Source organism: Gottfriedia acidiceleris, from assembly GCF_002128425.1.
Classification (GTDB): domain Bacteria; phylum Bacillota; class Bacilli; order Bacillales; family Bacillaceae_G; genus Gottfriedia; species Gottfriedia acidiceleris.
The window spans coordinates 114,391-139,977 of record NZ_NESS01000005.1; the positions used below are offsets into that span (position 1 = coordinate 114,391).

General features: G+C 33.7%; 30 protein-coding genes and 1 pseudogene. 3 read left to right on the forward strand and 28 right to left on the reverse strand.

Going from position 1 to position 25,587, the window contains the following annotated elements:
- Positions 1-45: 45 nt before the first annotated feature.
- From B6K90_RS11165 to B6K90_RS11235, 16 genes are all read right to left on the reverse strand, one after another.
- On the reverse strand, positions 46-621 hold the full coding sequence (locus B6K90_RS11165) for a GNAT family N-acetyltransferase (RefSeq protein ID WP_088012812.1): 576 nt from the start codon (positions 619-621) through the stop codon (positions 46-48).
- 191 nt (positions 622-812) lie between these two features.
- The gene (locus B6K90_RS11170; protein WP_088012813.1) at positions 813-1,364 is read right to left on the reverse strand and encodes a GNAT family N-acetyltransferase; all 552 of its coding nucleotides are present in this window, start codon (positions 1,362-1,364) and stop codon (positions 813-815) included.
- Between the two features lie 77 nt (positions 1,365-1,441).
- A complete protein-coding gene (locus tag B6K90_RS11175) occupies positions 1,442-1,912 on the reverse strand; it encodes a DinB family protein (RefSeq protein ID WP_088012814.1) in 471 nt (156 codons plus the stop codon).
- A 214-nt stretch (positions 1,913-2,126) separates the two neighbouring features.
- Positions 2,127-2,324 (reverse strand): hypothetical protein, encoded by a 198-nt coding sequence (locus B6K90_RS11180; RefSeq protein ID WP_088012815.1) that lies wholly within the window; start codon positions 2,322-2,324, stop codon positions 2,127-2,129.
- 503 nt (positions 2,325-2,827) lie between these two features.
- Positions 2,828-3,658, reverse strand: a complete 831-nt coding sequence (gene hisJ / locus B6K90_RS11185) for a histidinol-phosphatase HisJ (RefSeq protein ID WP_088012816.1) — start codon at positions 3,656-3,658, stop codon at positions 2,828-2,830.
- The gene (hisIE, locus tag B6K90_RS11190) at positions 3,655-4,302 is read right to left on the reverse strand and encodes a bifunctional phosphoribosyl-AMP cyclohydrolase/phosphoribosyl-ATP diphosphatase HisIE (RefSeq protein ID WP_088012817.1); all 648 of its coding nucleotides are present in this window, start codon (positions 4,300-4,302) and stop codon (positions 3,655-3,657) included. Before hisIE ends, hisJ begins: the two co-directional genes overlap by 4 nt.
- 11 nt (positions 4,303-4,313) lie before the next feature.
- Positions 4,314-5,072, reverse strand: coding sequence for an imidazole glycerol phosphate synthase subunit HisF (hisF, locus tag B6K90_RS11195; RefSeq protein WP_088012819.1), 759 nt, complete (start codon positions 5,070-5,072; stop codon positions 4,314-4,316).
- Entirely contained in the window at positions 5,042-5,773 is a 732-nt protein-coding gene (gene hisA / locus B6K90_RS11200; RefSeq protein WP_088012821.1) for a 1-(5-phosphoribosyl)-5-[(5-phosphoribosylamino)methylideneamino]imidazole-4-carboxamide isomerase, read from the reverse strand. Before hisA ends, hisF begins: the two co-directional genes overlap by 31 nt.
- Entirely contained in the window at positions 5,751-6,374 is a 624-nt protein-coding gene (gene hisH, locus B6K90_RS11205; RefSeq protein WP_088012822.1) for an imidazole glycerol phosphate synthase subunit HisH, read from the reverse strand. Before hisH ends, hisA begins: the two co-directional genes overlap by 23 nt.
- Positions 6,375-6,953 carry an imidazoleglycerol-phosphate dehydratase HisB gene (hisB, locus tag B6K90_RS11210; RefSeq protein WP_088012824.1) on the reverse strand — a complete coding sequence of 193 codons (579 nt, stop codon included), beginning with the start codon at positions 6,951-6,953 and terminating at the stop codon, positions 6,375-6,377.
- On the reverse strand, positions 6,950-8,236 hold the full coding sequence (gene hisD / locus B6K90_RS11215) for a histidinol dehydrogenase (protein ID WP_407920516.1): 1,287 nt from the start codon (positions 8,234-8,236) through the stop codon (positions 6,950-6,952). Before hisD ends, hisB begins: the two co-directional genes overlap by 4 nt.
- Entirely contained in the window at positions 8,217-8,864 is a 648-nt protein-coding gene (gene hisG, locus B6K90_RS11220) for an ATP phosphoribosyltransferase (RefSeq protein ID WP_139840718.1), read from the reverse strand. The genes hisD and hisG overlap by 20 nt, the downstream gene beginning before the upstream one ends.
- Positions 8,861-9,778 (reverse strand): ATP phosphoribosyltransferase regulatory subunit, encoded by a 918-nt coding sequence (locus B6K90_RS11225; RefSeq protein ID WP_088012829.1) that lies wholly within the window; start codon positions 9,776-9,778, stop codon positions 8,861-8,863. Before B6K90_RS11225 ends, hisG begins: the two co-directional genes overlap by 4 nt.
- 413 nt (positions 9,779-10,191) lie before the next feature.
- Positions 10,192-10,344, reverse strand: coding sequence for a hypothetical protein (locus B6K90_RS24565; RefSeq protein WP_407920511.1), 153 nt, complete (start codon positions 10,342-10,344; stop codon positions 10,192-10,194).
- A gap of 2 nt (positions 10,345-10,346) precedes the next feature.
- On the reverse strand, positions 10,347-10,691 hold the full coding sequence (locus B6K90_RS11230; protein ID WP_212667550.1) for a GNAT family N-acetyltransferase: 345 nt from the start codon (positions 10,689-10,691) through the stop codon (positions 10,347-10,349).
- Positions 10,692-10,756: 65 nt separating this feature from the next.
- Complete coding sequence (locus tag B6K90_RS11235; protein ID WP_088012830.1) at positions 10,757-11,443, reverse strand: ArsR/SmtB family transcription factor; 687 nt, start codon at positions 11,441-11,443, stop codon at positions 10,757-10,759.
- A 100-nt stretch (positions 11,444-11,543) separates the two neighbouring features.
- On the opposite strand from B6K90_RS11235, the gene B6K90_RS11240 reads away from it, so the two are divergent.
- Positions 11,544-12,155 carry a flavin reductase family protein gene (locus B6K90_RS11240; RefSeq protein ID WP_088012832.1) on the forward strand — a complete coding sequence of 204 codons (612 nt, stop codon included), beginning with the start codon at positions 11,544-11,546 and terminating at the stop codon, positions 12,153-12,155.
- 164 nt (positions 12,156-12,319) lie between these two features.
- On the opposite strand, the gene B6K90_RS11245 is transcribed toward B6K90_RS11240, so the two are convergent.
- The 10 genes and pseudogenes from B6K90_RS11245 to B6K90_RS11285 all read right to left on the reverse strand — a co-directional run bounded on the left by B6K90_RS11245 (position 12,320) and on the right by B6K90_RS11285 (position 20,181).
- A complete protein-coding gene (locus B6K90_RS11245) occupies positions 12,320-12,598 on the reverse strand; it encodes a ribosomal protein L7/L12 (RefSeq protein ID WP_088012834.1) in 279 nt (92 codons plus the stop codon).
- Positions 12,599-12,638: 40 nt separating this feature from the next.
- Complete coding sequence (locus B6K90_RS11250; protein WP_088012836.1) at positions 12,639-12,854, reverse strand: hypothetical protein; 216 nt, start codon at positions 12,852-12,854, stop codon at positions 12,639-12,641.
- Positions 12,855-13,128: 274 nt separating this feature from the next.
- Positions 13,129-13,683, reverse strand: a complete 555-nt coding sequence (locus B6K90_RS11255; RefSeq protein ID WP_088012838.1) for an NADPH-dependent FMN reductase — start codon at positions 13,681-13,683, stop codon at positions 13,129-13,131.
- A gap of 169 nt (positions 13,684-13,852) precedes the next feature.
- Positions 13,853-13,939 (reverse strand): annotated as a pseudogene (locus B6K90_RS24570) (hypothetical protein); the annotation flags it as partial.
- 391 nt (positions 13,940-14,330) lie between these two features.
- Positions 14,331-15,683 carry an MFS transporter gene (locus B6K90_RS11260; RefSeq protein ID WP_088012840.1) on the reverse strand — a complete coding sequence of 451 codons (1,353 nt, stop codon included), beginning with the start codon at positions 15,681-15,683 and terminating at the stop codon, positions 14,331-14,333.
- Between the two features lie 67 nt (positions 15,684-15,750).
- Positions 15,751-16,341: a TetR/AcrR family transcriptional regulator gene (locus B6K90_RS11265; RefSeq protein WP_088012842.1), complete on the reverse strand. Its 591-nt coding sequence runs from the start codon at positions 16,339-16,341 to the stop codon at positions 15,751-15,753.
- 676 nt (positions 16,342-17,017) lie between these two features.
- Complete coding sequence (locus B6K90_RS11270) at positions 17,018-17,692, reverse strand: DUF6944 family repetitive protein (protein WP_088012844.1); 675 nt, start codon at positions 17,690-17,692, stop codon at positions 17,018-17,020.
- Between the two features lie 50 nt (positions 17,693-17,742).
- On the reverse strand, positions 17,743-18,930 hold the full coding sequence (locus B6K90_RS11275; RefSeq protein WP_088012845.1) for an oxalate decarboxylase family bicupin: 1,188 nt from the start codon (positions 18,928-18,930) through the stop codon (positions 17,743-17,745).
- Positions 18,931-19,216: 286 nt separating this feature from the next.
- A complete protein-coding gene (locus B6K90_RS11280) occupies positions 19,217-19,588 on the reverse strand; it encodes a hypothetical protein (RefSeq protein WP_088012846.1) in 372 nt (123 codons plus the stop codon).
- Positions 19,589-19,872: 284 nt separating this feature from the next.
- Positions 19,873-20,181, reverse strand: a complete 309-nt coding sequence (locus tag B6K90_RS11285; protein WP_088012847.1) for a hypothetical protein — start codon at positions 20,179-20,181, stop codon at positions 19,873-19,875.
- 585 nt (positions 20,182-20,766) lie between these two features.
- Here B6K90_RS11285 and B6K90_RS11290 point away from each other — a divergent pair.
- Positions 20,767-21,993: an IS110 family RNA-guided transposase gene (locus tag B6K90_RS11290; RefSeq protein ID WP_088012848.1), complete on the forward strand. Its 1,227-nt coding sequence runs from the start codon at positions 20,767-20,769 to the stop codon at positions 21,991-21,993.
- Positions 21,994-22,268: 275 nt separating this feature from the next.
- Positions 22,269-23,027, forward strand: coding sequence for a hypothetical protein (locus B6K90_RS11295; RefSeq protein WP_088012849.1), 759 nt, complete (start codon positions 22,269-22,271; stop codon positions 23,025-23,027).
- A 212-nt stretch (positions 23,028-23,239) separates the two neighbouring features.
- On the opposite strand, the gene B6K90_RS11300 is transcribed toward B6K90_RS11295, so the two are convergent.
- Together B6K90_RS11300 and B6K90_RS11305 are read right to left on the reverse strand one after the other, a co-directional pair.
- Positions 23,240-24,247, reverse strand: coding sequence for an IS1595 family transposase (locus B6K90_RS11300; RefSeq protein ID WP_088012850.1), 1,008 nt, complete (start codon positions 24,245-24,247; stop codon positions 23,240-23,242).
- Between the two features lie 236 nt (positions 24,248-24,483).
- Positions 24,484-25,452 carry a helix-turn-helix transcriptional regulator gene (locus B6K90_RS11305; protein WP_235821788.1) on the reverse strand — a complete coding sequence of 323 codons (969 nt, stop codon included), beginning with the start codon at positions 25,450-25,452 and terminating at the stop codon, positions 24,484-24,486.
- Positions 25,453-25,587: the final 135 nt, after the last annotated feature.

Consider the following 25,587-nt stretch of genomic DNA (forward strand, 5'->3'; position numbering starts at 1 on the left):
TAGTAAAAAACGACTGAGTGATCAGTCGTTTTTTATTTCACCTTTTTATATGTCTTCTAAAAGATTTTGATTGCTATTATTTTCACCAAAAGTTAAAACATCATTTACTGGCTGATAAGATTCACCGTAAAAATGTGTATCCTTATATGTATGAATCATATTATAAGTTTTTTTCATCGCCTTAAAAATCATTTCTTCACCCTCGTTATTTGGAGACCAGTACAGAATTTCCATTGGGTTTATTTCTTGAGTTGCTAGTGAGCGTCTGTTATATCCAATTGACTGAGCATGCTCAAAGCCTTCTCTTTTATAAAATCGAAGCCTTTTTTCTGTATCAGTATCTTCATAATTAACTGGTTCAACCTCTAAAATAATCGGTTTGCCCTTCTTCTTTAGCTTTTCAAGCAGTTTATACCCAAGACCTTGCCCACGGGCATCTTTTGAAACGAATAAGTAATCAATAAATACAAAATCATCCAGTTCCGCATACATTAAAACATGATGAGGGCCTTCGTCTTTATGGTATATATCTGACCGCTCTTTCAATAATGTTTCCATATGCTCCCTTGATTTCATTTCTTCAACTGGAAAATACTGATTTAGTTTTTCATACCAATGCATTGTTATTCTCCTTTTCTTACATGCAGTTTTATAGCATTACGTTAGACAAGCCATTATGTTAGACTGCTTACACACTTCATTTAACTTCTAAAAAAATAATAAGTAAGTCCTTTAAAATGAAGTATTTGAAGTATTAATACTTTTCATGCAAGAAAAGCTCCAATATTATTGACATTAGAAATTTAATTAAATCATTTCCTTAGTGAAACCCAATCCTCCGCTAACATACCGTAAACAATGTGATCTACATAATGATCATACAACCATTCGGCTTTCCTAATACGACCTTCTTGACAAAATCCTAATCTCCCTGGAATAGCACGGCTTTTTGTATTTTCAACAGCAGCACGAATCTCGACTCGATTTAGCTTTAAATCGGATAATGCATGGTTAACAAATGCATGACAAGCTTTTGTCATTATGCCGGATCCTTCAAACCCCTTTCCTAGCCAATAACCAATACTAGTCGACTTGTTAGTCCAATCAATTTTATGGAATCCGATTACGCCTACAAGTTTCGCATTTGACCAAATACCAGCTTGAAATCCATTATTTTCAGAAAATTGTTTCATTGTTGATTTTATAAAATTCTCTGTATCCTCAAGTTTTTTATTGTATGCTATTAATGGTAACCATTCTTTTAATTGCTCCATTGAATTAATCGTTAATTTGTATAACTCTTCTGCATCATGAAGAGTTAATAATTTTAATTGTAGGTTTTCTTCAATTTTATAACTAAACATCAATTATTCTCCTTTTTTAAATAGCATAGAAAGCATTATATAAAAAGACAGCATTAAGCTGCCTCTGGTTTCTTATGTCAACGATGTGATGGCCACGATCCTTGCATTTTTCTAATTTGAATAATTTGTCCTGTATGATAAGCGTCATGTAGTAATAGATCCATTAGTTTAACTTCAAAAGAATTTCTCATAAGTTCCTCATCAGTCATATTACTCACTAGCTGTCTTAAACTAGAACAAGTATTTTCCAAGCGTTCAACTACTTTCTTCCACTCGTTTCCTTCATTCGATTGTTCAGTAAGAAAGAAGGTTTGGTCACCATCTAGATTTTGCGTCCACTCTTTACCTTCTAGATTTGCTACAAGCCTCTCTTTGTAATAAAGAAGATGATTAACGTTTTCCCAAATCGATTTCGTTGCTTCTCCTGCTGGTCTAAAGCCAGCTTGCTGGGCTGAAATTCCTTCAATTGCATCTTTTAGTGGAGCAAACCAACTTTCCTTATCATATGTTTTGTCTAATACGTTTAAAAACAATTCTTTTCGATTCAAAACATACTCCCCCTTTAAACTCTAATAATTTTAGAAATTACTTCTATAAAGTCTCCTCATACCTATTAAACTTACATTAAAAAAGTAGGACTATATTTGAACTAAAATAAAAACAATTGTTTCATATTGAGGTCACCACTGTTTATTTATTCAACACATGGACATTTTTACCTTTTCTTTTTTTTAGTATCTTATAACATTTGGAATATTTGTTTTAACTATTAGTTACAAAGTGAAGAACAAATATAACTAAAAATACGCCAGAAAGTACACTAATTTTTTGAATCTTTGTTCGTTTTTCAAACCAGTCCCATCTTTGATTCTCGTTATTAACAAGTCCAAAATAAACCATCAAATAATCAATCATACTCATTAATAAAACCCCTAATACGACCCAATTAATATTTGACATTCAAATCCCCTTTTAATTGGAAAATTTCCTAATTTTCCCTTAATTATACATTAACGTTTGATATTTGTAATTCGGGGAAATTTCGCTATAATTCACAACAAAAAAAACGATAATTTTATCTGAGGGTTAGCGTGTTGAAATAAAATAAAGACAATAGTGGAAATGGAAGCTTTTTTGCGGATATTCGTGAAAAGGTTCATGGGTTAGTAAAATTTTGGAGATATAAAAAAATCATACTCATGAAGTGTTCATGAGTATGTAAAAATGTAAAAACATGTAAATTGATTACTCATAAGGCGTTCATGAGTAAGTATAAAAGCAAAAACATGTAAATTAGTTACTCATAAGGCGTTCATGAGTAAGTAAATAAGCAAGTTGATGTAATTAACTTACCCATAAAAGGTTCAAGAGTAAGTTAAAAAAAAGTTGATGTAATTAACTTACTCATATAAGGCATGACAGATCAGTTTCCCCTTTTTAATAACTGTAATACAAATTGATCGTCAGCATGATTTTTTACTATTTGCAAGATAAAACTCATATCCTCTTCCAACATCTTTTACACTATGAGAATCAGAACCATACATAAACTCTATATTTAATGAATTCGCAATTTCAATGACATGTTTTGGTGGATAAGTTTCACCACAATACTCTTTAAAAAATCCTGCTGTATTATAGTCTAAAATATAATTTTTTTCTTTTACTAGCTTTAATATTTCAACTTGTTTATTTAGTATCTTTTCCGTATCTTCACATTTTAAAAATTGTTTAAATTTATTGCATAAAGTCATATGTCCTATTCGTTTTGGTTTATACGGACTTAAGTCATCAATGATTGACTGTTTTACCACATCGTAATAAGCAAGTTGAAACGCTTCTGCACTACCATAGTAATTTACTAAACCAGTAAGAGTATCTTCAGCTTTATAATCTATACAATGCCATCCATTTAATCCTTCTAAATAATGTACTGATAATAGTCCAGTGTCACAATATTTACCGTATTCTTTTAAAAAATCTTTAAACCATTTTGATTCATTTGGTAAATAATCAAATTCAAATCCAATTTTTATACGAATTCGATCCTTATATTGCTCTCTTACTTTATACATTTCCTTAATATATTCGTCTACTTCATTTTCAGACATCGCAAGCGAAGCTACTGCTTCATTAGGCTTTAAGCAGTTTTGAAATGATGTTGGAACTGGTGTATGCTCAGTGATATGGTACTCATCGAACCCAAGTTCAATCGCTTTTTCGACCATTAATTGTACGTCATCACCACTTCCGTGCGGACAATATTGTGTATGAGTGTGTCCATCTATTTTCAAGATTTTACTTTCTCCTTCCTATTTATTAAGCAATTGTTTATCTCTTCAAGTTTTATTCCTTTTTCGACCATTAGGACAATCGTGTGATAAACAAGATCACTAATCTCATAAATTAATTCTTCAGTTCCATCATTTTTAGCTCCGATTATTACTTCGCTTGTCTCTTCACCTACTTTTTTCAATATCTTATCTATACCCTGATTAAATAGATAGGTAGTATAGGATCCTTCAATCGGATTCTTTTTTCGATCTAGTATCGTTTCATATAGATTTGGCAGATAACTTAGTGATTCATTTTGAACAGCATTTGTTTCTTGCATTAAAGTTAATTTTTCGGAAAAACAACTATAGCTTCCTGTGTGGCAAGCTACTCCTACTTGTTCAACCTGTAGTAAAATTGAATCTTGGTCACAATCATAAGAAATCGATTTTACATATTGAAGATTTCCAGATGTTTCACCTTTTTTCCAAATTGATTTGCGACTTCTACTATAAAACGTTGCAAATCCAGTATCGATTGTGAGTTTAATTGATTCATTATTCATATAAGCCAGCATTAATACTTCTTTCGAATCAATATCTTGCACAATTGCTGGTACTAACCCTTGTTCATTAAAGCGAATTTTTTCGATATCAAAAAACATATTTTCTCCTCCTATAGTCGAACTGGAATATTTTTTTCGTTTAAATAGTCTTTTAATTCACTAATTTTAATCTCTCCAAAATGGAATACTGAGGCAGCTAAAACGCCATCGACATTTGCATATTCAATCGCATCATAAAAGTGTTCTACTTTACCAGCTCCACCAGATGCGATAACAGGAACATTAACTGCATTTGTAATTTTTTGCAGCAATCTGATATCAAATCCTCTTTTCATGCCATCCTCATCAATACTATTTAAGACAATTTCACCCGCTCCAAGTTCCACACCTTTCTTAGCCCAATCAACCGCGTCCCATTCAGTCTCTTTTCGACCACCATTTATGAACACTTTATATTGACCATCTTTATTTAACTTTGCATCAATGGAAAGGACAACACATTGCGATCCAAAACGATCTGATGCTTCTTTAATTAAATTAGGATTTAAAATTGCGGCAGAATTGATTGATACTTTATCGGCTCCATTTCTTAACAGTTTTGTAAAATCATCAATCGAACGTACCCCACCACCAACACTAAAAGGAATCCGCAATTCCTTTGCTACTTCTGATACAAATTTCATTGAAATATCTCTTTCTTCATTTGAGGCTGTAATATCATAAAATACTAGCTCGTCAGCACCATTATCACTATAATATTTTCCTAGTTTCGTAGGTGAGTCAACATCTTGAATACTTGAAAACTGTTTTCCTTTTACAACTCGTCCATTACGAACGTCTAAGCACGGTATAATTCTTCTTGCAAGCATTTAAGTGCCTCCTCAACTGTAAATTTTCCTTCATATAATGCTTTACCAGAAATCGCACCATAAATATTTAATTGTTGTAGTGCAAACAGGTCATCGATTGAGCTCACTCCACCTGAAGCGATAATGTTTAAATTTGTTTCTTCAGCTAACCTTTTATATGCTTCAATATTAGGTCCACTTAACATACCGTCCTTTGAAATATCCGTGTATACGACTATTTTCACACCGAGTAGCTCTAGCTGTTTACAAAATTCAAAGCTATCTTGATTTGTCGACTCTTCCCACCCATTAATAGCTACATAACTGTTTTTTGCATCTACTCCTACAATGATTCGATCACCATATTTTAAAACAGCTTGTTCTAAAAGTTGTCTATTATTAATTGCAGCTGTACCTAAAATTACTTTTTCAACGCCTAATTCTAACCAAAACGAAATCGAATCAAGCGACCTTATTCCTCCACCTAACTGAATTTTTAAATTCGTATTTTGAACAATTTCTTTTATAATTGAAGCATTTTTCCGTTCCCCAGTTCTTGCTCCGTCCAAATCAACAATATGTAATACTGTTGCTCCAGCTTTTTCAAAATCTAACGCAACTTCAAGTGGTGAACTCTTATAAATTACTTTCTTATTAAAATCTCCTTGCTCAAGGCGAACGCAATTACCGTCCTTTAAATCAATTGCTGGATATAGAATCATATAAACACATCTCCTTAAATGCTTTTAATAAATTTAGTCCAGTTTCCGCACTTTTTTCAGGGTGAAATTGCATACCGTAAATATTATCGGATTTAATAATTGCTGGAATCTTTACTCCATATTCTGAATAAGCTAAAAGCTCATCATTTGTTGAACTAATATAAAATGAATGTACAAAATATACATACTCACCTTCATTTATATACTTTAATAATGATTCATTTTTATTAAAAATTAGCTTGTTCCAGCCCATATGTGGAACTTTTACAATGTCGGGAATACGCTTTACTTGACCTTTAATTAAGCCAAGCCCATTCGACCCGAAGTTTTCTTCACTAAATTCATATAGTAATTGCATTCCTAGGCAAATTCCTAAAGTCGGAGTACCGCTTTTTGCCTTAGACTTAATACAATCTACTAAACTAAGTCGATTTAATTCGTTCATCGCTGCTTCATATGCCCCAACACCTGGTAGAATAATAGAAGAAGCTTGCTCGATCACTTCAATTTCATTCGTTATCACTACTGGAAAATCAATTTCCTCACATGCTCTTTTTAATGAGTCTAAATTACCTACACCATAATCAATAATAATATTCACTTATAACATTCCTTTCGTGGAAGGTAACTTAGTCGAAGTTACTTCAACTGCTTGTTTAACCGCTCTGCCAAATGCTTTAAATAAAGCTTCAATTTTGTGGTGATCATTTTCTCCATATAAAACTTCCATATGACAATTCATTCTAGCTTCAGAACTTAGTGCTTTAAAAAATTCTTTAAAATTTTGTGTATCAATCATTCCAATTCGTTCTCTTACCGTTCGATCATTATAAACGAGATACGGTCTACCACTAAAATCGACGACAACTCTAGCTAACGTTTCATCCATTGGAATATAGCAAGATCCGTAACGATTAATGCCAATTTTTTCGTCTAATGCAATTAATAATGCTTTACCTAATGCGATACCAACATCTTCTGTTGTGTGATGATCATCGACTTCAAGATCACCTTCACAAAATACTTCCAAGTTTATGCCGCTATGGAATGAAAATAAAGTTAACATATGGTCTAAAAAGCCAATACCAGTTTGAATTGAACTTTCTCCATCACCATCTAAATTTAATTTCAGACGAATATTTGTTTCATTTGTTTGTCTTGTTATCACTGCAGTTCTCACTCTGAATCCTCCTCAAATCGAATACTAATTGCTTTACCATGACCAAATAGTCCTTCTTCTTGTGCAATCACTTCAATATGTTTTCTTGCTTCACTTAAGGCAACCTTATTATAATAAACAACCGATGTTTTCTTTTGAAAATCATTAACGTTTAGTGGTGATGTAAATCTTGCAGTCCCACTAGTCGGTAATGTATGATTCGTTCCAGCAAAGTAATCGCCAACAGGCTCTGGAGTATAGTCTCCTAAAAAGATAGCACCAGCATTTTTAACTTCATGAACGATCGACTCTGGATTTTTTATCATTACTTCAAGATGTTCAGGTGCTAGCTTATTAACAAGCTCAATTCCTTCTTCGATTGTTTTAACAACGATAATTGCTCCATAATTTTCGAATGAGCTTTTAATAATTTCTTTTCTTGGTTGTTCCTCTAATAAGTTTGGTATTTCTTGTTGTATTTTTAGTGCCAACTCTTCTGAATTCGTAATGACAATACTAGATGCCATTTCATCATGCTCTGCTTGGGCCATTAAATCAGCAGCAATAAATCTTGGATTAGCTGTTTCATCTGCTAAAATGACAACCTCAGTTGGACCCGCAACCATATCAATTCCAACTATCCCTGAAACACTTTTTTTAGCAAGCGCTACATAAATATTGCCAGGACCAACTATTTTATCTACTTTTTCAATTGTTTCAGTTCCATAAGCCAGTGCTCCGATTGCTTGCGCTCCACCAATTTTTAATACTTTTGTAACGCCAGCTAATTTCGCAGCTACTAGAATCGAAGACTTAATTTTACCTTCTTTATTTGGTGGTGTTACAATGACAATTTCGTTCACTCCTGCTATTTTTGCAGGAATCACATTCATTAAAACAGTTGATGGGTACGCTGCTTTTCCACCTGGGATATACACACCAACTCTTTCAATCGGCTTGATTAATTGTTGAACAGATGAATTTTTATCATTTATTTTATAGCCATCCTGCAGTTGCTTTTCATGATATTTCTCTATATTTTTTTTAGCTTCAATTAATGCATTTACTAAATTTTCATCAGTTTGTTCAAGTGCCTCATTAAACTCATCTTCACTTACTTCAAAGCTTTTTAGTTTGACTTCATCATAAATTAAAGAATACCTGCGTACTGCTTCATCTCCGTTTTCTTTTACATTTAATAGAATTTTTTCAACGCTTTTTGTGATCTCAACGGTAGGTAAATTCGTTCGGTTTATAATATCTTCAAGTTTTTCGCTTTTATTATTAATCGATAATATTTCCAGCATATATGTTCCTACCCTTCTTAATTTTTTCTATAAATTCAGTTATACGGTAATAGTTAAATCGATAACTAACACGATTTGAAATGACTCTAGCACTGATTGGAATCATTTCTTCTAGGATGACTAAACCATTAGCCTTTAAAGTACTTCCCGTTTCTACTAAGTCAACAATAATATCTGACATTCCTACAATTGGTGCCAATTCAACAGAACCGTTTAAATAAATTAGTTCGATATTTTGCCTAAATTGAAAATACTTAGAAGTAATATTTGGATATTTTGTCGCAACCCTTAACGTTTCATCACCTCGATCAATTACCGTTCCTGGAAAACCCGCTGCTGCAAAAATGCATTTTCCAAGTTCTAAATCCATCAACTCATATACATCTTTCTCTTGTTCTAGCAAAATGTCTTTTCCTACAAAACCAAGATCGCAAACTCCTCGTTCAACATATGTAGCGACATCTACAGGTTTCACTACTAAATATTTAATTTTATGCAAATCATCTTTAAAAATTAATTTTCTAGTTTTAGAATCAATTACTTTTCGGTAACCAGCCTGACTTAATATTTTAATAACCTCATCTTCAAGTCTTCCTTTTGCAACTGCAACTGTTAGCCAATTCACTTTACATCCCTCATTTGACATGTTATCCAAGCATTTGTATCAATCGAAAATCCGATCGCATCAATACTGTTTTCCGAATCTTCAGAAACCAGAAGATAGCGCCCTCCACTTAAAACCTCTTTATTTAGCTGATCATAGTACCCTTTAAAAACGATTCCGTCATAATAATCAAATTCATTTACGATTGATAAATCGATAAGAATATTTGGACTAATTTCTTGAAATTTGATTATTTTTTCAACAGCATTTGCCATTTCATTATTTAATACTAAGCTTCTTAGTAATGAATGAAGCTTTTCTCCTTTACCTTGTAAACTAAATAACTGTTCAAAAACATTTCTGGCTTGAAACGGTAAATTAATCGACTGAATAAATCGTTCTAATTCATCTATATTTTTTAAATAAATTAGTTTTTTCAAATTTGTTTTTTGTGACCCGGTTAAGTTACATTCCTTAAATAAACCTTCTATAAACCCCGTATGCCCGATTTCTAAAATAAATGGAACATTGCATAGCAAATCAATTGCCATAATAACTACTTCTATTTCAGACGCTTCAGTAATTTTCCCTAAATTTTCAATCCCAAATTGGTTAATTTCATCAAGTTCTCCCCCGTTATTTCGATAGATTGTTGATTGATAAAATACTTTACATTTCTCTTCCTTAAGCGCGATTGGATAAATCTCTTTCATCAATGCACTTGTTAAATCAGGTCTTAACAATAAAATTTGCTGTAAACGTGTTAAAACAACAACTAAGTCTTCTCTTGCTAACCTCGGGTTTCGACTAGAAAATGAATCATACTCTTCAAATAGCTGAGGATGAAATGGGATATAACCTCGCTCTAGTGCATAATCTTCCATTTTTCTTTTATATCGATAATTGACTAATGACTGCTTTAATTTCCCATCCAATTGAACATTCCCCCTTCTAGAAAAACAAAAAGACCATACAGGTTAAATGCCTGTATGGCCTTCTGGCACGACACAAGCACCTTTTCGATACACGAATAGGGCTTGCATCTACGGTCAATTTTTGTCCATAGATTCAAACCCTGGGTGGATGATGATGTTGTAGCCCATTATTCGTGCGTGCGAAAATCATGTTCATGTCTCCTTTTTCGTTTTATTTTTATTCATCTTAATGAATTTGTTATAAGTTGTCAATCCCTTTTGAAAAATAAAAATTTTGAAAGGGTTCTCATTAGGGTTTTTTAATTTTTTTAATCTTTTAAACTGAAAAGCGTTTTTTATTCTAAGACTCTATTATAGTACGGTGTTGATATTTACTATAAAAAAAGACTTCTTAAATTGAAAAGTAATTATTTCTAACACTCTATCCAAACCCAACATTTGTTTTCGTCTTGTTTTTCAATAACTCCTCCGTTTTTCATCGCAACTTTCAATGAGTTTATATTGTTTTTATGGATAGTTAGTAAAACTTTATCAATTCCGATTTCTTTAGCTCTTTCAAGCAACAATTTTAATTGAAGTTTACCATATCCTTTCCTCTTTCAGAAGAGCGAATTGAATATCCAATATGTCCTCCATCATCTAACAACTTTTCAGTTAATCTGTGACGGATTTTACCGTAACCGATTGGTACTTCACCTGCATAAAGCCAATAGATATTTTGAGGAATTCTTCCTTCCCCAATTCCAATCCCCTTCGATTCGTTATCCCGTTTAATCAACCACGCCTTAAATTCCTCTAAAGTTGCTCCCTTCATATCATTCAAAAAGCCATTTTCATCATAAGGAATTTCTTGAAGCATTGCGTAAATTTCTTGACCATCATTAATTGATAATTTTTTTAAATTGAATTCCATAGCTTCAACTCTCTTTTTATTTTATACACCAGATTTCAATTACATTAAATTGCTATCTGTGAAATTTAGATATCAAAAGAAAATGTTTCTTTAAATCCTTTTTTCCCCTCAAAAGTAATTTTTATTGCTCTTGTTTTTGGCAAACGTTGAATCCAATTTAAATCTAAAAATCTTTCTAGAAGAGCATTTCCCAATGCCCCTCCAAGGTGGTAACGTCTTTCACTCCAATCTAAACATTTATGTGAAAATGATCGACGCTTCTTCTTAATCTTTTCAAGATCAATTTGAAAATCAGTAAAGAATCTCTCACCTTTTTCCGTAACAATAAATCCTTGCTTTTCTTCGTTTATAACTCCCAAGTTCATTAAAGAATCAGTTAATAGTACCCCAAACTTACCAGCAGGATGATCATAACATGTTCTAGCATGTCGTATTGCTGTATTTTCTGAAGCTTGTTTTAATGACTTAATTTCGATTGGAGGAGCTATTGATAATAATGTCTCCAATATTTGAGCGACTTCCTGATTTTGAATACCGTAGTAACGATGTCTCCCTTGTTTTTCTACACTAACTAATTTCGCATCGACCATTTTTGCTAAATGGAAACTAGCCGTTTGTGGCTTTATTCCAGCCATATATGCTAGTTCGCTAGCAGGATGGAATCTACCATCTAAAAGGACAGTTAATATTGCTGCACGTGAAGTTTCACTTACAAGCGTAGCAACTATGGCTATATTAGGATTTGCATTCATTTTCATTCTCCTCTCATTATGTAATCCATATTTCGATGATAATTGAATTATTTATATTCTACAATAAATTTAGAATTGAAAAATAATTAGGAGGAAAAAAATGAGTCATTTTACAAATACAAAGTTGATTAAACCTAAAATTCTATACTATGGAACACCTGTGATTTTACTAAATACGTTGAATGAAGACGGAACAGTTAATATTAGCCCTATGTCATCATCATGGGCTTTAGGAGATTGCATAATATTAGGAATTGGACTTGGCGGGAAAGCCATTGAAAATTTACAGCGTCATCCTGAATGTGTCATCAATGTACCTAGCCCTTTATTATGGGAGAATGTAGAATTGTTAGCCCCTTACACGGGAAAAGATCCCGTTCCAGATTCTAAGAAAAATATAGGATTTACATATGAAAAAGAAAAATACAATATCAGTAAATTAACTGCTACAGAGTCACAAACCGTAAAACCTACAAGAATTACAGAATGCCCAATTCAAATTGAGGCAATCGTAAAAAACATTCGAATACCTGAACATTCACCTGATTTTGCAATTGTTGAGACACATGTTATACATGTCCATGCTCATAATGAAATCATAATTGATGAAAATCATATTGATCCAAATAAATGGAGTCCACTAATATACAATTTCCGTCATTATTTCGGTCTCGGAAATAATTTAGGCAAAACTTTTCGTTCGGAAATTTAAATATGATTTAGCCAGTTTCAATAATGCTTAAAATATAAATGTCAGATTCCAGTTTGTAAGGAATCTGACTTCATTGTTTTTATAAAATTCAACTCCTTTTTTTAACTTCCGCATTGAGTTAGTTTACATAAGATAATTAGTCGTACATGCCTAGGAAAAGGAACTCACATTTTTAAAGCATCAACATATTGTTTAGCTTCTAATAAAGAAAGGCCTAAAATAGCTCTAACCTCTTTAATTGCTTGAATTTCTTTTCCTTCTTTTAATAGTTTACGCAATTCATTATTAATCGGATGTTCGGGTACTTCTACTACGTTAGCAATCTGATCTAACGTAACCTTAATATTTTTCATTCGATTCTCTAGTTTGTTAAGTTTATCAATAACAGTTTTAATAAATACAAAAACAATGACTAACAATAATACAAGAAACGTATATTCCATCCTAATCTCCTACCAATCTATCTATTTATATTAGCTAGCATTAATGAATATCGTTAAATATTTTTTCAAAAAGTTCTAATGGAATCGTAAACTTAGTTGTTTTTTCATTCTTCCAATAAGTGATAATTTCTACTAGATTCCCTTTTTTCTCAACTTCAAGTAAAGCATTCTCCCCTTTATCTCTTACAGAGACAAATCGGTTACCATTTTTCTTTTCTTTTTGTTTGTATTCGAAATTTAAATTTATATGGTTCATATTTAATTCCTCCTAATACAAATTGGATATTTTAATATTACCATATATTGGTATTATCTGTTTTTTAATAAATACTTTTATATAAAATGTTATTTTGACATAAAAAAACTGTCCATTTAGACAGCCTTAAGTAAATTTTATTGAACTAACTCATGCATAAAGATAGAGATGTCCGAAATCATTCTCGAAAATGAATATATTTACTAGATATAAAAAAGAATATCAGACACTTTTTTTACCGTCTGATATTCGTAACATAGTTCACTTAATAAAACTATTTTCTCAAGGTTTTTAATGCACCACTCCAAGCAACAACTTGGTCAAGCATTGCATTTACATTATTAAGGTGTAATTCAGCTGGCTTGAAAGTAGAATAGTTTTCAAAATCGGTAAATAGGGACAATGTAGGGTGAACACGAACATCTGCAATCATTAGCTCACCCATGATTCCTCGTAAATGTTCAGCTGCACGAGCACCGCCCGTTGAACCATAACTAACGATACCTGCTGCTTTGTTATTCCACGCTTCACGAGCTAAATCAAGTGCATTTTTTAAGGCTCCTGTTATACTGTGATTATATTCCTGAACGATAAATACGAATCCATCCAAGCTGTTAAGTTTTTCGTTCCAAGCTGCAATACCTGGTTCAGTTCCATCAGTTGTTCCAAAAAAAGGTAATTGATAATCAGCAATATCTACAATTTCATAGTTTGCACCATCTCCACGTTTGTCAGCAATTCCTTTAACCCATTCTCCCACTTGTGGGCTAACTCGTCCCTTTCTTGTACTCCCTAAAATAATACCTACATTTAATTTTTCATTTGTCATTGTTTTTTCCTCCTATTTAGCTCAAAAATTTATTTTTCCAAATTTTGTGCACCAATTCCAATTCCCTTAAATTAATCAATTAGCTAATCTTTTCATGATTCGAGATAAATAATAAGTTTTGAGAAATGGTCGGAACGTGTTTGGGAAAAATCTTGTCAAATAATGCTCTTCATTCTTCTATCAGTACGACATTAAAAACCCTTCTATCATTTGAGTTTGGTTGTCTTTTTACAAGATCTTTCTTTTCTAAATTATCTACGTGTAAGTATGTGTTCGCTCACTTGGCTTAAATGTAGCTCGAACCAAATTTGAACCCTTCAGTCACTTATATATACTCATGGCTTTTAATTTTTTTTGGATAATTCTCCCATAAAATAAAGATTTCTCTATAATTAGTAAATATCCTTTTATATTCAAAATCTTTATTGAAATCCCTGGCTTTTACAAAATAAAAAAAGCCGCATATTTGCAGCTCGTGTTGTGCACTAACACATGCGTTAGCCAACCATGAATCCTCAGATTCAGCACAGTGAATGGAAGTTTATATCGTACTTATATAGTAGACATCCATGCCGCATTTGCCTCCATTCCTTTTCACATCATAAACGTGCCAATATTATTTGCGGAATTAAATGATTAAGAGTTTTTTATTTTTTATTCATCTTAAACTTATATACAATCAGAATAATAACATGCAGGATAGTCAATACAATGAAAATGTTACTGTAGATAATGCCATTCAATGACTGAAGCAATGGATTCCATGTAGTACTTGCTTTAATATCAATGGCTTTCCCATATATCCCGATTGCAATGGAACCTGAAATGAAATTTTGCATCATTAGTAGGCCCATTCCAACACCTGCATGCTCTTTTGGCAAGGTTGTTGAGATCGTTTTTGACATGGCAATCATCATAAACGATTGGCCGACATTGCCGAAGATTAAAAATAGCGCTAGTAGCAAAGTATTTGAATCAATTAAAGTTGAAAGTAGGAAAAAGCATACTATTAATAAACTTGATGCTAAAAAGAATAAATAGGGTGTACTCTTTGAATCCGCAAGCTTACCACCTATTCTATTCAAAATAGCCGATGCAGTTGCAGCGGGTACCATCGCTAAACCAATCAAGCTAGGAGGGAGTTTTTGAATATCTGCTAAAAATAAAGGAGTTAAAAAAAATATTGAATAACCAATTCCAGTTATAAAGAATGCTAACACTAAATAAGATGAATATTTTTTGTTCTTAAATAACTTGGGTTGAACAAAAGGATCCCTCGCAGAGTGAATTCGTATTATGAATAGAATCAACGTAATAATCCCTCCAATAAACCATGCTGTTCCATTCGTTACACCTAATAAAACCTGAGTAATTGTTAATCCCAGTAGTGCTCCGCCTAACCAATCGAGAGCCGTATCAACTTTTAGTTCTTGCTCATTTCCTAAATATTTTATATAAAACGGCAACGTCAAAAGAAGTAATAAAGGGATACAGAAAAGCCAACGCCAATCCAAAACACTGACAACTAATGAAGAAATAACAGGTCCAAGTGCACCACCTAATGCTGTTCCTACAAACACCGTTCCCATGGCTGTACCTCTTCGTTCGATAGGAAAGTATCGAATTGGTATAAGCGTAGCTGTTGCCGGAATTGTCGCTGCGCCAACTGCTTGTAAACATCTCGCAACGAGCAAAAGCCAATAGGAAGTAGAAAAGAAACCTAATAATGACGCAAAACTAAAAAGAATTAATCCAAAGGTTAATAAATTTTTTAGTTTGTACCGATCTGCTAATTTCCCATAAATTGCTGTTCCAATTCCATAAATAAGTGTATAAGCTGATGTAACCCAGCTTACTTGAGAATTTGTGAGCTGAAATTCTTTGCTAATGAGGGGAAGTACAAAATTGAAGAGTAATATACTCATAGATGAAAGAGTCACCGTGAGCATGGCAGTAATTAGTAACTTTTCACTTGCTTGTTTTTGTATTGTATTTTCCATTTATGTTTCCTCCCTTGTGAAGTAAAAGAAAGTCTGTACTGACTGACATTTTGGGGTGGAAAACATACTAGGGAGTTAATCCCCTAGTAAATAATGCTACACTTTCTTCAATTAATTTAGTGAACCTTTCGCTAGTAAATGCAGGATCTTCGCTCATTCTTCCATGAGCCAATCCATAATTCATATAAAGAAAGGTTATCGCAACTTTTTCTGAATCAACGGAAATAATATTTTTTCTATTTGCCATTTCTGCAAAATAGTTAATTAAAAATTCTTTTAATGTCTGTGGATGTCTGTGAGAATACTCGCGCAAGCCAGGAACATTCTCTCCTACTTTCATAATGATTCGGAGCAATTTTCGATTACGATACATAATTTTATGATAATTTTGGCTAATTAACAGTAAATCATCATTGAGGTTCCAGTTGAGCTTACTTTCAAAAATGGCTCGCATTTCCTCAGCATAATGATATCGATCAATTGCTTGCTCCAATAAGTTTTGCTTACTTTTAAAATGTCTAAATAGGGTCTTCTCACTAAACCCAGCTTCTTTTGCAATTGCCTCAGTTGTAACCCCGTTATATCCGTTTTTAGAAAAAAGCTCTATCGCTGCAGTTATGATTTTTTCTGTTGTATCTTGTTTTCGATTTGAAGACATGGCTATTAGTTCACACCTCACTATAATAAAGTCAGTACTGACTAACATTAATATATGCAGTTTATAAAATATGTTAACCAACAATTGCTTGTAAATCACAAAATTATTATATGTTATAAGGCATTGCCCCTGAGTGAAGGATGATTAAACAGATCTATTTATCTTTAAAAGCTAACTATTTTATATATTCTTATTTAACTAACGCTTAAAGATTACGTTGCAGTTGATTTATATGATGGAAGTATTTTATATGTTTTTACAAAAGATCAAACAACTATTTGTGATATTGATTTTTAAGTTAGTTCTATCTGGTATCGGTATTTAATTTGTGATTAAAGTAATTAAATTCATGAATGCAAAAATAACATTGGACCAAAAAAGAAATGAAAAGATTGATAAATTAAAAATAGACTGCCGAAGCAGCCTTTAACAATTGACTAACGCATGCGTTAGTTGAAACAAAAATATTCATTAAAATTTATATTTTTAGAACCCTTCCTTTTGAAAAGGCTCTGTTAAACTAAAATGTTGATTTTTTGCGTACTAAAAAAAACTGTTTTCACCAAACAGTCTTTTTAATGCTTATTCAACTAAAGCATGCGTTAGTTCAATAAGATAGTAACGTTTATTTTTTAAAGGTGCGTTTATAATTTTGTCTTAAAGAAGACTAGAAATCTTACGGACTATTCAATTGCATATCTTGAGTAGCTTCTTTTATTGTCCCAATCACCGAAATGACTGATCCTATTGCTTGGATCCAACTACCTGTCACTACTAATGTTTCTGAATTCTCATTTTTATTTTTTAAATAAGGCTCATAACCAAAACCATTCTTTTTCTTTTTATTTACTACTCCATCAGGACTAAATGAATTTCCATTTTCATTGTCATCATCGTTGTTTCCGCTTTTATTTAATTCATATGTTCCACCTATAGCCTGCAATGAGTTTCCTGTGGCTTGCAAAAAGTTTCCTATAAGGTTTTCTGAATGCCCAGGAAAGGGGGCGAGCTCAAGTCCATGGCCAAAATTAATTGCTCCACCTAAAGCTTGTATCCAGTTACCAGTGATGAATAGTTTTTGGTCTATTTCTTTTTTAAAGTCAATAACCAATCCCGTAACTACAATAGAATTTCCAATTGACTGAAATTCCTTCCCAACTGTTCTTAGGACATTCCCTTGTACATCAGCTTGTAAAGCATTTCCACCTGCCTGTAAAACATTTCCCAATAAATTTAAGTCATTTCGCAAATTACTTTTTATAAAGTACAATGGCGTAGAACCGAGTGCAGCTGAAATCGTTCCGACAGCTACGATCACAGAACCAAATATTGATATAAATACGCTTCCCATGTCAACCGCCAACCTGCCAATAGGTCATATAATTTGTAATGCTTTTTCAATCATTTAGGTATATAGGAAAAACCAGGATATTTCACTACAGGCCATTTCTCTTTGCGTAAAGCACTTATTAATTCTGGTCCTACATTTAAGTTACTTTGTACTAATTCATTTGGAGTTAGTGTCATCCATTGATTCAGTGACAAGTCTTCAAAACGGTTGCTTTTGAACATCTCTAAAAACCATAATGTTTCGGTACCAGTGTTTTGAATATAGTGTCCAGTAGCAAAGGGTACGTATCCGACATCACCAGCCCGATAGTCAAATGTGCGAGCTGATCCGTTTCCAGTAAATACAGTCATTCGCCCTTGTCCGGTAAGGTAATACTGCCACTCGTCGTTAGTGGGATGCCAATGAAGTTCTCTCATTGCACCCGGTTCAATCTCAACAAGTGCTGCTGCAATTGTTTTAGAAATTGGAAAGTTAGAAGAATCTACAATTCGTACACTACCACCAGGCGTTTTGATGGGTGTTTGTTTCAACAGTTCGTGCTTGAAGGTTAACGGGACTTCTCCGTAGGGTGACTGGACTTCTTGACTTTTCATTGAACCTGGTACCTCCCCCTGATAGATATATACCTGTTTAGAAGGAATGGAGTTAAAAGCACTCTCTGGTACTCCGAAATTGGCCGACAGAACATCTTTTGGAGTATGTGCAAACCAGTCGGAGATAGATAAGGTGGAAAGATCGGAAAAGTTTCCGTCATCGAAGACGAGTAGAAATTCGCAATGTTCCAGCCCTTGAATCGAATGTGGGATACCTGGGGGGAAGTACCATAGATCGCCTGGGCCCACGTCGGCAATAAAATTTCGTCCTTGTTGGTCAACCGAGGTTATACGCGCCCGTCCCAATAGCATATAAGACCATTCTGCCTGTTTATGCCAATGGAGTTCACGAACTCCGCCTGCCGTTAAGCTCATATTTACTCCAGCAAGAGTAGTCGCTATCGGAAGTTCCCGAGCGGTGATCTCTCGTGACCATCCCCCGTGATTTAATGTCATAGAAGTGTCTGAAAATGAGAATTTCAAATTAGGAACTAAACCTGCATCTGTAATAGGGGGGACGAGCATATTCGGATTTTGAATATCTCTCAAAACATTCCGCGGGCCTGAGTCGATTCCTCCAGCTCCATCACTTCGGATAGGCTGTGGCACATTTCCGCCCACTTGATTAATGGTTCGGTTTTCCATCATAATACTCCCCTTCTATGGAATTTATCATTGAAAATCCTTTATCATAGGGTATGACCTGGGCTTCGAATTGTTACTGCATATTGATAAAACATATGGGCATCCTTTTTTTAAAGAAATGCTCCCTTTAGTTATAGATTAAGATTAATTTAATAACCCACTTATGATCTTTTAATTTCTGAAAGTAAAATTTCTTGTTCAACTAATCTTCCATTTAGCTCAATAAAAAAATCGACCATACAGTCGATCATGTTGTTCAACTAAAGCACTGCGTTAGTTGAATAAGTTAAATACTATATGATGTTTTTCTTATATCTAAAACTTCAGCTTTTGAACAATAAAAATGTAATCTATCGTCTTCAAAATCCGTCACTTCAAGACTTAAATTCTCCCATCTCCGTTCGCTAATGTCTATTATATCTAACGATATTTGGAGAAAGTTTCCACCAGCTTCAAATTTGATTTTTTGAGGATCATAAAACCTAATAATTGTTTTATACCAAGTTCCAGTTCTTTCAATTACAAATTCAATATCAAGAACAGCTTTCTTTTCAAATGCCTCTTTAAACATTTTTAAATGAAAATCAGTAATTAATTTAACATCAAAAAAAGAAAAATCGCTTATTTTTCTTTTTTCTAAGTCTATATTTTTATTCATTTTTACCTCCAGATGAACCACTTAAATAATAACACCCATTATCAAATAATATTGAACTAACGCAAGCGTTAGTTGCATAAGATATTTTGCTTTTATTTATACAAGAACATATCACTTCTTTTTTCGTGTATATAGTGAATAAGCTACCAATAGAAATCCAATTATTATAGCTGGCGTAGCATTCAAGCAATTCCCCTCCAAAATTCCGTTGTTTTTTATAAACGTAATGTAATGAAAAAAGAGCCTTGATCGACTCAATTAAGTTCTTTAACTTTTACACAACATTAGTTGAACAAGGGAACTAAAAAACTGAAAATCAGTATAAATAAGTAAAAAATCCCCAAAAACATTACCAATCCAACAGTATAGTCATACCTTTTTTTAATCGGGTTAAAATGATTTTTTAAGTCTGTAATTGGCTTTTCTTCTGTTTTTATAGTTTTAAAAAATTGATTACGTATGAATCCTATGGTAGCAAAAAGTAGACCAATTAATCCAAAAGTACTAGGACTAATTTTATGCGTTATCCTTAAATAAATGGCAACTAACATTATTAGTAGTAGTACAGGAATAAAATATTTCTTTATTTTCATTTGTATCTCCAAATTTTTTTATTTAATTATATCATTTGAGATGTATTTGTAATTTGGGGAATTTTTACCTTTTTTAGATAGAATTTAAGATAATTCTTATGCAACTAAACTGCCATTTAGCCACCCATGCAGCGCAAGCGCTGCACCACAGCGAATGAAAATGTATGGGAAGTGTCTATACTGATACTGACTTTTATCCAGTCAACTGTAATCACTAGGCTTTTTAGTTAACTCTACTCTTTTTTTTAAGATTGAGCAGAGTTTTCTTTAGTATTGTCATTTATCTGTTGATGAAGAAACTAATTTTCATGATAGACATCCATGCCGCGTCTGCGGCACCATCAAATGAATGAAAATGTTTTTTATACTAGTCTATCTCCCGACCACCCTGTCAATCCTGTTAATACGGCTGGCGAAGGAAGGTCGATCAACTATGGTGCTTTAAGCCCGCATGGTAGACTGATTCACTACGACCAGGTGCACCACAAATTGTTGCTCTCAATAGAGAAGCACGCAGGATAGATTAATCTAATATGGTTGTTGCACCAGCCTTAATTTTTAATCAGCCTAGGAAGGATAATATGAATGGACGTTGTTAATAATCACTGCTGTGGACTTGATGTTCACAAAAAGAGCATTACTGCTTGTGCAATTACACCAAAAGGTAAAGAAATAAAAACCTTCGGTACAATGACACATGACCTATTTCAAATGGTGGATTGGATTAAAACTAAAGGTTGTACTCAAGTTGCCATGGAAAGTACAGGTGTATATTGGAAGCCAATTTACAATCTACTTGAACTTGAGGAAATACAACCGATGGTTGTAAACGCAGCTCATATCAAGGCTGTACCAGGACGAAAAACCGACGTAAAAGATGCAGAATGGATTGCGAAGTTACTTCGTCATGGTCTTCTTCAACACAGTTATGTCCCTAATCGGGAACAAAGAGAACTACGTGAGTTAGTTCGTTACCGTCGCAGTCTCGTTGAGGAAAGAGCTAGGGAGATTAGTAGAATTCAAAAAGTTCTTGAAGGTGCAAATATTAAACTGTCCTCGGTTGCATCTGACATAATGGGTGTCTCAGGTCGTGCGATGATTGAAGCAATTATTAACGGTGTAAATGATCCTGAAATTTTATCCAGTTTAGCTAAAAGAAGTTTGAAGAAGAAAAAGGATCAATTGGAACGTGCATTAGTAGGTTCCGTCGGACCTCATCAAAAAATGATGTTAAAAACACAACTCTCACACATTGAATTTATTGATCAACAGATTGAACTCTTAAGTGTAGAAGTCCAACAACGTATGCAGCCTTATGAAGAAGATATTGAATTACTTGATACGATTCCTGGAATAGGTAGAGGTCATGCCGAACAACTTTTGGCTGAAATCGGAATCGGTATGGAAATTGCAAATCAATTCCCTTCAGCTCCGCATATATGTTCGTGGGCTGGGATGGTCCCTGGAAACAATGAAAGTGCTGGAAAAAAAAAGTCTGGAAAAACAAGAAAAGGTAATAAAAAATTACGCTCAGCACTTGTCGAAGCAGCTCATTCAGCAGCAAAGACTAAAAACACCTATCTTTCTGCTCAGTACCAGCGTTTAGCTGCACGAATTGGAAAAAAACGAGCAGCAGTCGCGGTTGGACACACTATATTAACTATTGCTTATCACATTTTAAACAGAAGAGTCCCCTATATTGAATTGGGCGCAGATTACTTTGATAAACGGAAGAAAGAAATTGTTATCAAGCAATCTATTAAACGATTAGAGACTCTTGGATGTAAAGTTTCAATTGAAGCAATAGCTTAATTTGATCTAAATAAATTTATTAAAAAAAGACCCGTTTTTAAAAATAGGCTGTTTTCTGAAAGATTGTTGCTCTCTGGATTAAAAACAAACCACTTGTATTTTATGATAAAATATAAGTGGTTCGAATTATACAAACGGGCAGGATTGTGGAAGAATTGAAGTTATTTCATCTTCAACGAACGTGGATATTAAGTCAATGTATATAAATTATTAAATACGTTATATGTACCAACTACCTAGATATATATTTATAAATAAATAGGGAGCGATGCAGATTGGGTGCTTGGGGAGTAGCAATTTTATCCGACGATATAGCCGAAGATGTTAGCTTAAGATATAAAGACTTATTAGGCGATAATTACTCAAGTGAAGAAGCAAGTAGATTAGTAATTGATGAATTTCAAAATGAGCTAGATGAAGAAGAGATCACAGCTTTTTGGTTATCGTTTGCTTTAATACAATGGAAATTAGGAAGACTCCAAGACGAAGTAAAATATAAAGCACTTCAAATTATCGATAGTGGTAATGATCTTGTACGTTGGGAAGAAGACCCTAAACTAAAAAAGAAACGTCAAGCAGTTCTACTTAAACTAAAAGAACAATTAAATTTACCTCAACCACAAGCTAAAAAAGTACCAAAGAGGTTTATAACTGATACATATTTAAAAGCTGGTGATGCCATTAGTTATCAATTACTATCAGGAAATTATATTATTCTGAAGGTAATTGGCATTATTGAACAATGGAATGGAGATAGATACCCCCTCTTTGAAGTTTGTGATTGGGAAGGTAAGGTATTACCTTCTAAAGAAAAAATCAGGCAATTACCACTTAAAGAGTGGACTTGGGAAAATGGAAGTAAAGAAATAAACAAATTGGCAATTTTCCCAGCAGGAAAAAAAGATGACCCAACAAAACGGATTGAAGTAGTAGATGAAGATGTAAAAACAATATTAAATATGGAAGCACCATACACTTTATTTACTTGGAAAGAGTTTGATGAAAAATTAAAGCAATTTTATCATTTAAAGTAGTGCAATATAGAGAAAGTAAGAAAGGATCCCAAGTTTGTTAGCTCGCAAACAGGTTAGCAAAGTTTGATATTCTAGTAAATTTCAGAAAATTATATGTAAGGATCCTAATTTAAATAGGGGGGGCTTTAATGGAGTAGCCGGATCACTTGTATTATAACGCTTAGAGTAAAAATGCTCTGAGAGTTTTTTGTACAACAAATTACCAAAGGCGGTTAACTTCTGATCATTTCAACAGTATAATAATTTGATCTTTGGCAAGCTGAGATAATCATTTGTTCAACTCGTTTATCAAATGCCAAATTCTTTCCTATTTCTAGCCAGCGAAACCAGTTAAGGTAATTATCCAGATAATATGTTCCGACTCCTTGAAAACGCTCCAACCAACCCTTTAGTCTGTTGTGGAAGTTATTAACGTGCTGTATATGATATATACCTTTTTTTACACGTTGCTGCTGACGTTCATTAATCGTCTCGTGCAGCAAGCCTTTTATCTTAGCGAATTTTTTATAGTTTGTTGCAGTATCAGTGCATAACAAAGCAGATGGGTGAATAAAATCACCTATCACTGCATCAATTTCTTCAGCTTTAACCCGCCCTGTCCCTGCTTTGCGTGCAATCATATTTCCATTACGGTCTTGAGCCACTACGACAGCAACCTTAAGATTGGAAATTCCTCTTTTTTTATCCTTTTCTCCTCTTTTTTTTGCTTTTCTATGATTGATTACGCGGCGGCCTTTTAATGACTCACGAAAGAATGTTTCATCACTCTCGACAATACCTTCTAACTGTTTGAAGCCGAGGCTCCCTAGTGCGTTCAAGATTTTATGTCTCCAATAAAATGCAGTGGAGATATGTATTTTTAAGCGTTTAGCGATCTTGGGTAAAGTAACACCCTCAATCATAAGCTCAAAATATTTCACCCATTTTTCTGGATATTTAGAGCCTGAAAAAGGAGTATTAGTCATATCATTGAAAGTTTTATTGCAATCCTTACATAAATAACGTTGCCTTGAACGATATTTCCCATTGCGTTTTACAGACGTACTTCCACAATGAACGCAACCTATACCTGAAGAAAATCGAGCTTCACGTATAGATCTGAGTAATTTATCAAATCTATCAGGACTTTCTGGAAACAAATCTTGTTTTATGGCCTTAAATAATGCCATTTGCTGTGACTTAGTTAGTTCGTTGAAACCCTCGTATACATTTTCCCACATCAATAAACGCCTCCTATAGAACTGATTATATCAACGTTCAATTAGTATGTGGAAAAAACAACAATCTATACGAAAACAGCCTAAAAATAAAATAGACAGGGTCTAGTTTCGTATTGCCAAAAAAGTGTAATTATTGATTTATATTTTCAGGATAGTTGAATAAGAAAATCAACAATCTTCTTTAACAGAGCCTTTGAAAATAGAGTCAGATAATCTTAAAAAATCTCAAATAATACTCAAGGAAATTTTAAATTGGCTAATCGCTCTTCCAAAATCACGCGCAGCTCATTAGGAATCCTCTCAAATTCGACCCCTTTTCCCAAAAACAAAAGCCAATCCGCATAATACTCTATCGCCTCAACATCGGTTACATCCAGCTGAACATTGAAAATCCCACTCGACTGAAACATCCCAGTAAATGACAAAACAATACCCGGCGGGTGCATACGCTTAAAGCGCTGAATCCCAGTTGAATCAAGCTTCACAACTAGATTGGACTCACGTGCATAAATCAGTTTTTTGTTTAAAATCTCTTGCTCAGACCATTTCATCTCCTGCTCAGAAATTGCAGAATCCCGCAGCATCTCAACAGGTAAATAACGAAACTCATCCGAATCGAAATCATAAACCTCAACCAGCCACTGAGCGTTCGAGTTAAAAATATGCAATAAAAAAACGTCCATCAACTCTGGCAAGCCAGGAGTCAGCTCATAAGTCACGCGCAAATGCTTATCCCGTACAGCAAGAGTAATCAGTTTATTCAGCTCCGTAGGCGCAGCGTCATCGAGTTCCAAAAGATTCGGATTGGCAGGATTTGTATTTTCAAAAAGCAAGATATTATTCAACTCGATCAACTCGTCTTGCTGGGTTTGCGACGCGATGCCGATGAGTTTTTCAGTGATTGAGCGACGATTTTGCAGATAAGGCAGCTGCGAATTTTTCGAGGCGATAAAGCTGATAAACATCGCCTTCAGCTCTTCTGCCGTGAAGCGGGTGGCGGGCAGATACTGATTTTGCAGGACATAGTAGCCACCACCACGACCAAGCTCGGACGTCAGCGGAAATCCCATAGCCTGAATCTCGTTAATGTCGCGGATTGCCGTCGCGCGGGATATCTTGAACTCACGCTGAATCTCGGCAATCGTAAAATGTGCGCGATTATTTATGTAGCGCATGATCAGGTTCACTCGTTCTATTTTCTTCATATTTTTATTGTATCAAAAATGTAGCAAATTAAATAACATTAATGACAGAGTTACATTTAATTACTCAAAATAAAAAATGCTATATAGTGCAAAGCAGCTTGTGCTGACCAGGTCTTTTAAAGTATGTAAGGGGAA

What these genes read in the sequence shown, in the direction of transcription:
- B6K90_RS11165 (WP_088012812.1), bottom strand. Translation starts at nt 621, where the DNA reads ATGCATTGGTATGAAAAACTAAATCAGTATTTTCCAGTTGAAGAAATG.
- B6K90_RS11170 (WP_088012813.1), bottom strand. Translation starts at nt 1,364, where the DNA reads ATGTTTAGTTATAAAATTGAAGAAAACCTACAATTAAAATTATTAACT.
- B6K90_RS11180 (WP_088012815.1), bottom strand. Translation starts at nt 2,324, where the DNA reads ATGTCAAATATTAATTGGGTCGTATTAGGGGTTTTATTAATGAGTATG.
- hisIE (WP_088012817.1), bottom strand. Translation starts at nt 4,302, where the DNA reads ATGTTTTTTGATATCGAAAAAATTCGCTTTAATGAACAAGGGTTAGTA.
- hisF (WP_088012819.1), bottom strand. Translation starts at nt 5,072, where the DNA reads ATGCTTGCAAGAAGAATTATACCGTGCTTAGACGTTCGTAATGGACGA.
- hisA (WP_088012821.1), bottom strand. Translation starts at nt 5,773, where the DNA reads ATGATTCTATATCCAGCAATTGATTTAAAGGACGGTAATTGCGTTCGC.
- B6K90_RS11230 (WP_212667550.1), bottom strand. Translation starts at nt 10,691, where the DNA reads ATGGAATTCAATTTAAAAAAATTATCAATTAATGATGGTCAAGAAATT.
- B6K90_RS11235 (WP_088012830.1), bottom strand. Translation starts at nt 11,443, where the DNA reads ATGAATGCAAATCCTAATATAGCCATAGTTGCTACGCTTGTAAGTGAA.
- B6K90_RS11240 (WP_088012832.1), top strand. Translation starts at nt 11,544, where the DNA reads ATGAGTCATTTTACAAATACAAAGTTGATTAAACCTAAAATTCTATAC.
- B6K90_RS11245 (WP_088012834.1), bottom strand. Translation starts at nt 12,598, where the DNA reads ATGGAATATACGTTTCTTGTATTATTGTTAGTCATTGTTTTTGTATTT.
- B6K90_RS11250 (WP_088012836.1), bottom strand. Translation starts at nt 12,854, where the DNA reads ATGAACCATATAAATTTAAATTTCGAATACAAACAAAAAGAAAAGAAA.
- B6K90_RS11255 (WP_088012838.1), bottom strand. Translation starts at nt 13,683, where the DNA reads ATGACAAATGAAAAATTAAATGTAGGTATTATTTTAGGGAGTACAAGA.
- B6K90_RS11260 (WP_088012840.1), bottom strand. Translation starts at nt 15,683, where the DNA reads ATGGAAAATACAATACAAAAACAAGCAAGTGAAAAGTTACTAATTACT.
- B6K90_RS11265 (WP_088012842.1), bottom strand. Translation starts at nt 16,341, where the DNA reads ATGTCTTCAAATCGAAAACAAGATACAACAGAAAAAATCATAACTGCA.
- B6K90_RS11270 (WP_088012844.1), bottom strand. Translation starts at nt 17,692, where the DNA reads ATGGGAAGCGTATTTATATCAATATTTGGTTCTGTGATCGTAGCTGTC.
- B6K90_RS11275 (WP_088012845.1), bottom strand. Translation starts at nt 18,930, where the DNA reads ATGGAAAACCGAACCATTAATCAAGTGGGCGGAAATGTGCCACAGCCT.
- B6K90_RS11280 (WP_088012846.1), bottom strand. Translation starts at nt 19,588, where the DNA reads ATGAATAAAAATATAGACTTAGAAAAAAGAAAAATAAGCGATTTTTCT.
- B6K90_RS11285 (WP_088012847.1), bottom strand. Translation starts at nt 20,181, where the DNA reads ATGAAAATAAAGAAATATTTTATTCCTGTACTACTACTAATAATGTTA.
- B6K90_RS11290 (WP_088012848.1), top strand. Translation starts at nt 20,767, where the DNA reads ATGGACGTTGTTAATAATCACTGCTGTGGACTTGATGTTCACAAAAAG.
- B6K90_RS11300 (WP_088012850.1), bottom strand. Translation starts at nt 24,247, where the DNA reads ATGTGGGAAAATGTATACGAGGGTTTCAACGAACTAACTAAGTCACAG.
- B6K90_RS11305 (WP_235821788.1), bottom strand. Translation starts at nt 25,452, where the DNA reads ATGAAGAAAATAGAACGAGTGAACCTGATCATGCGCTACATAAATAAT.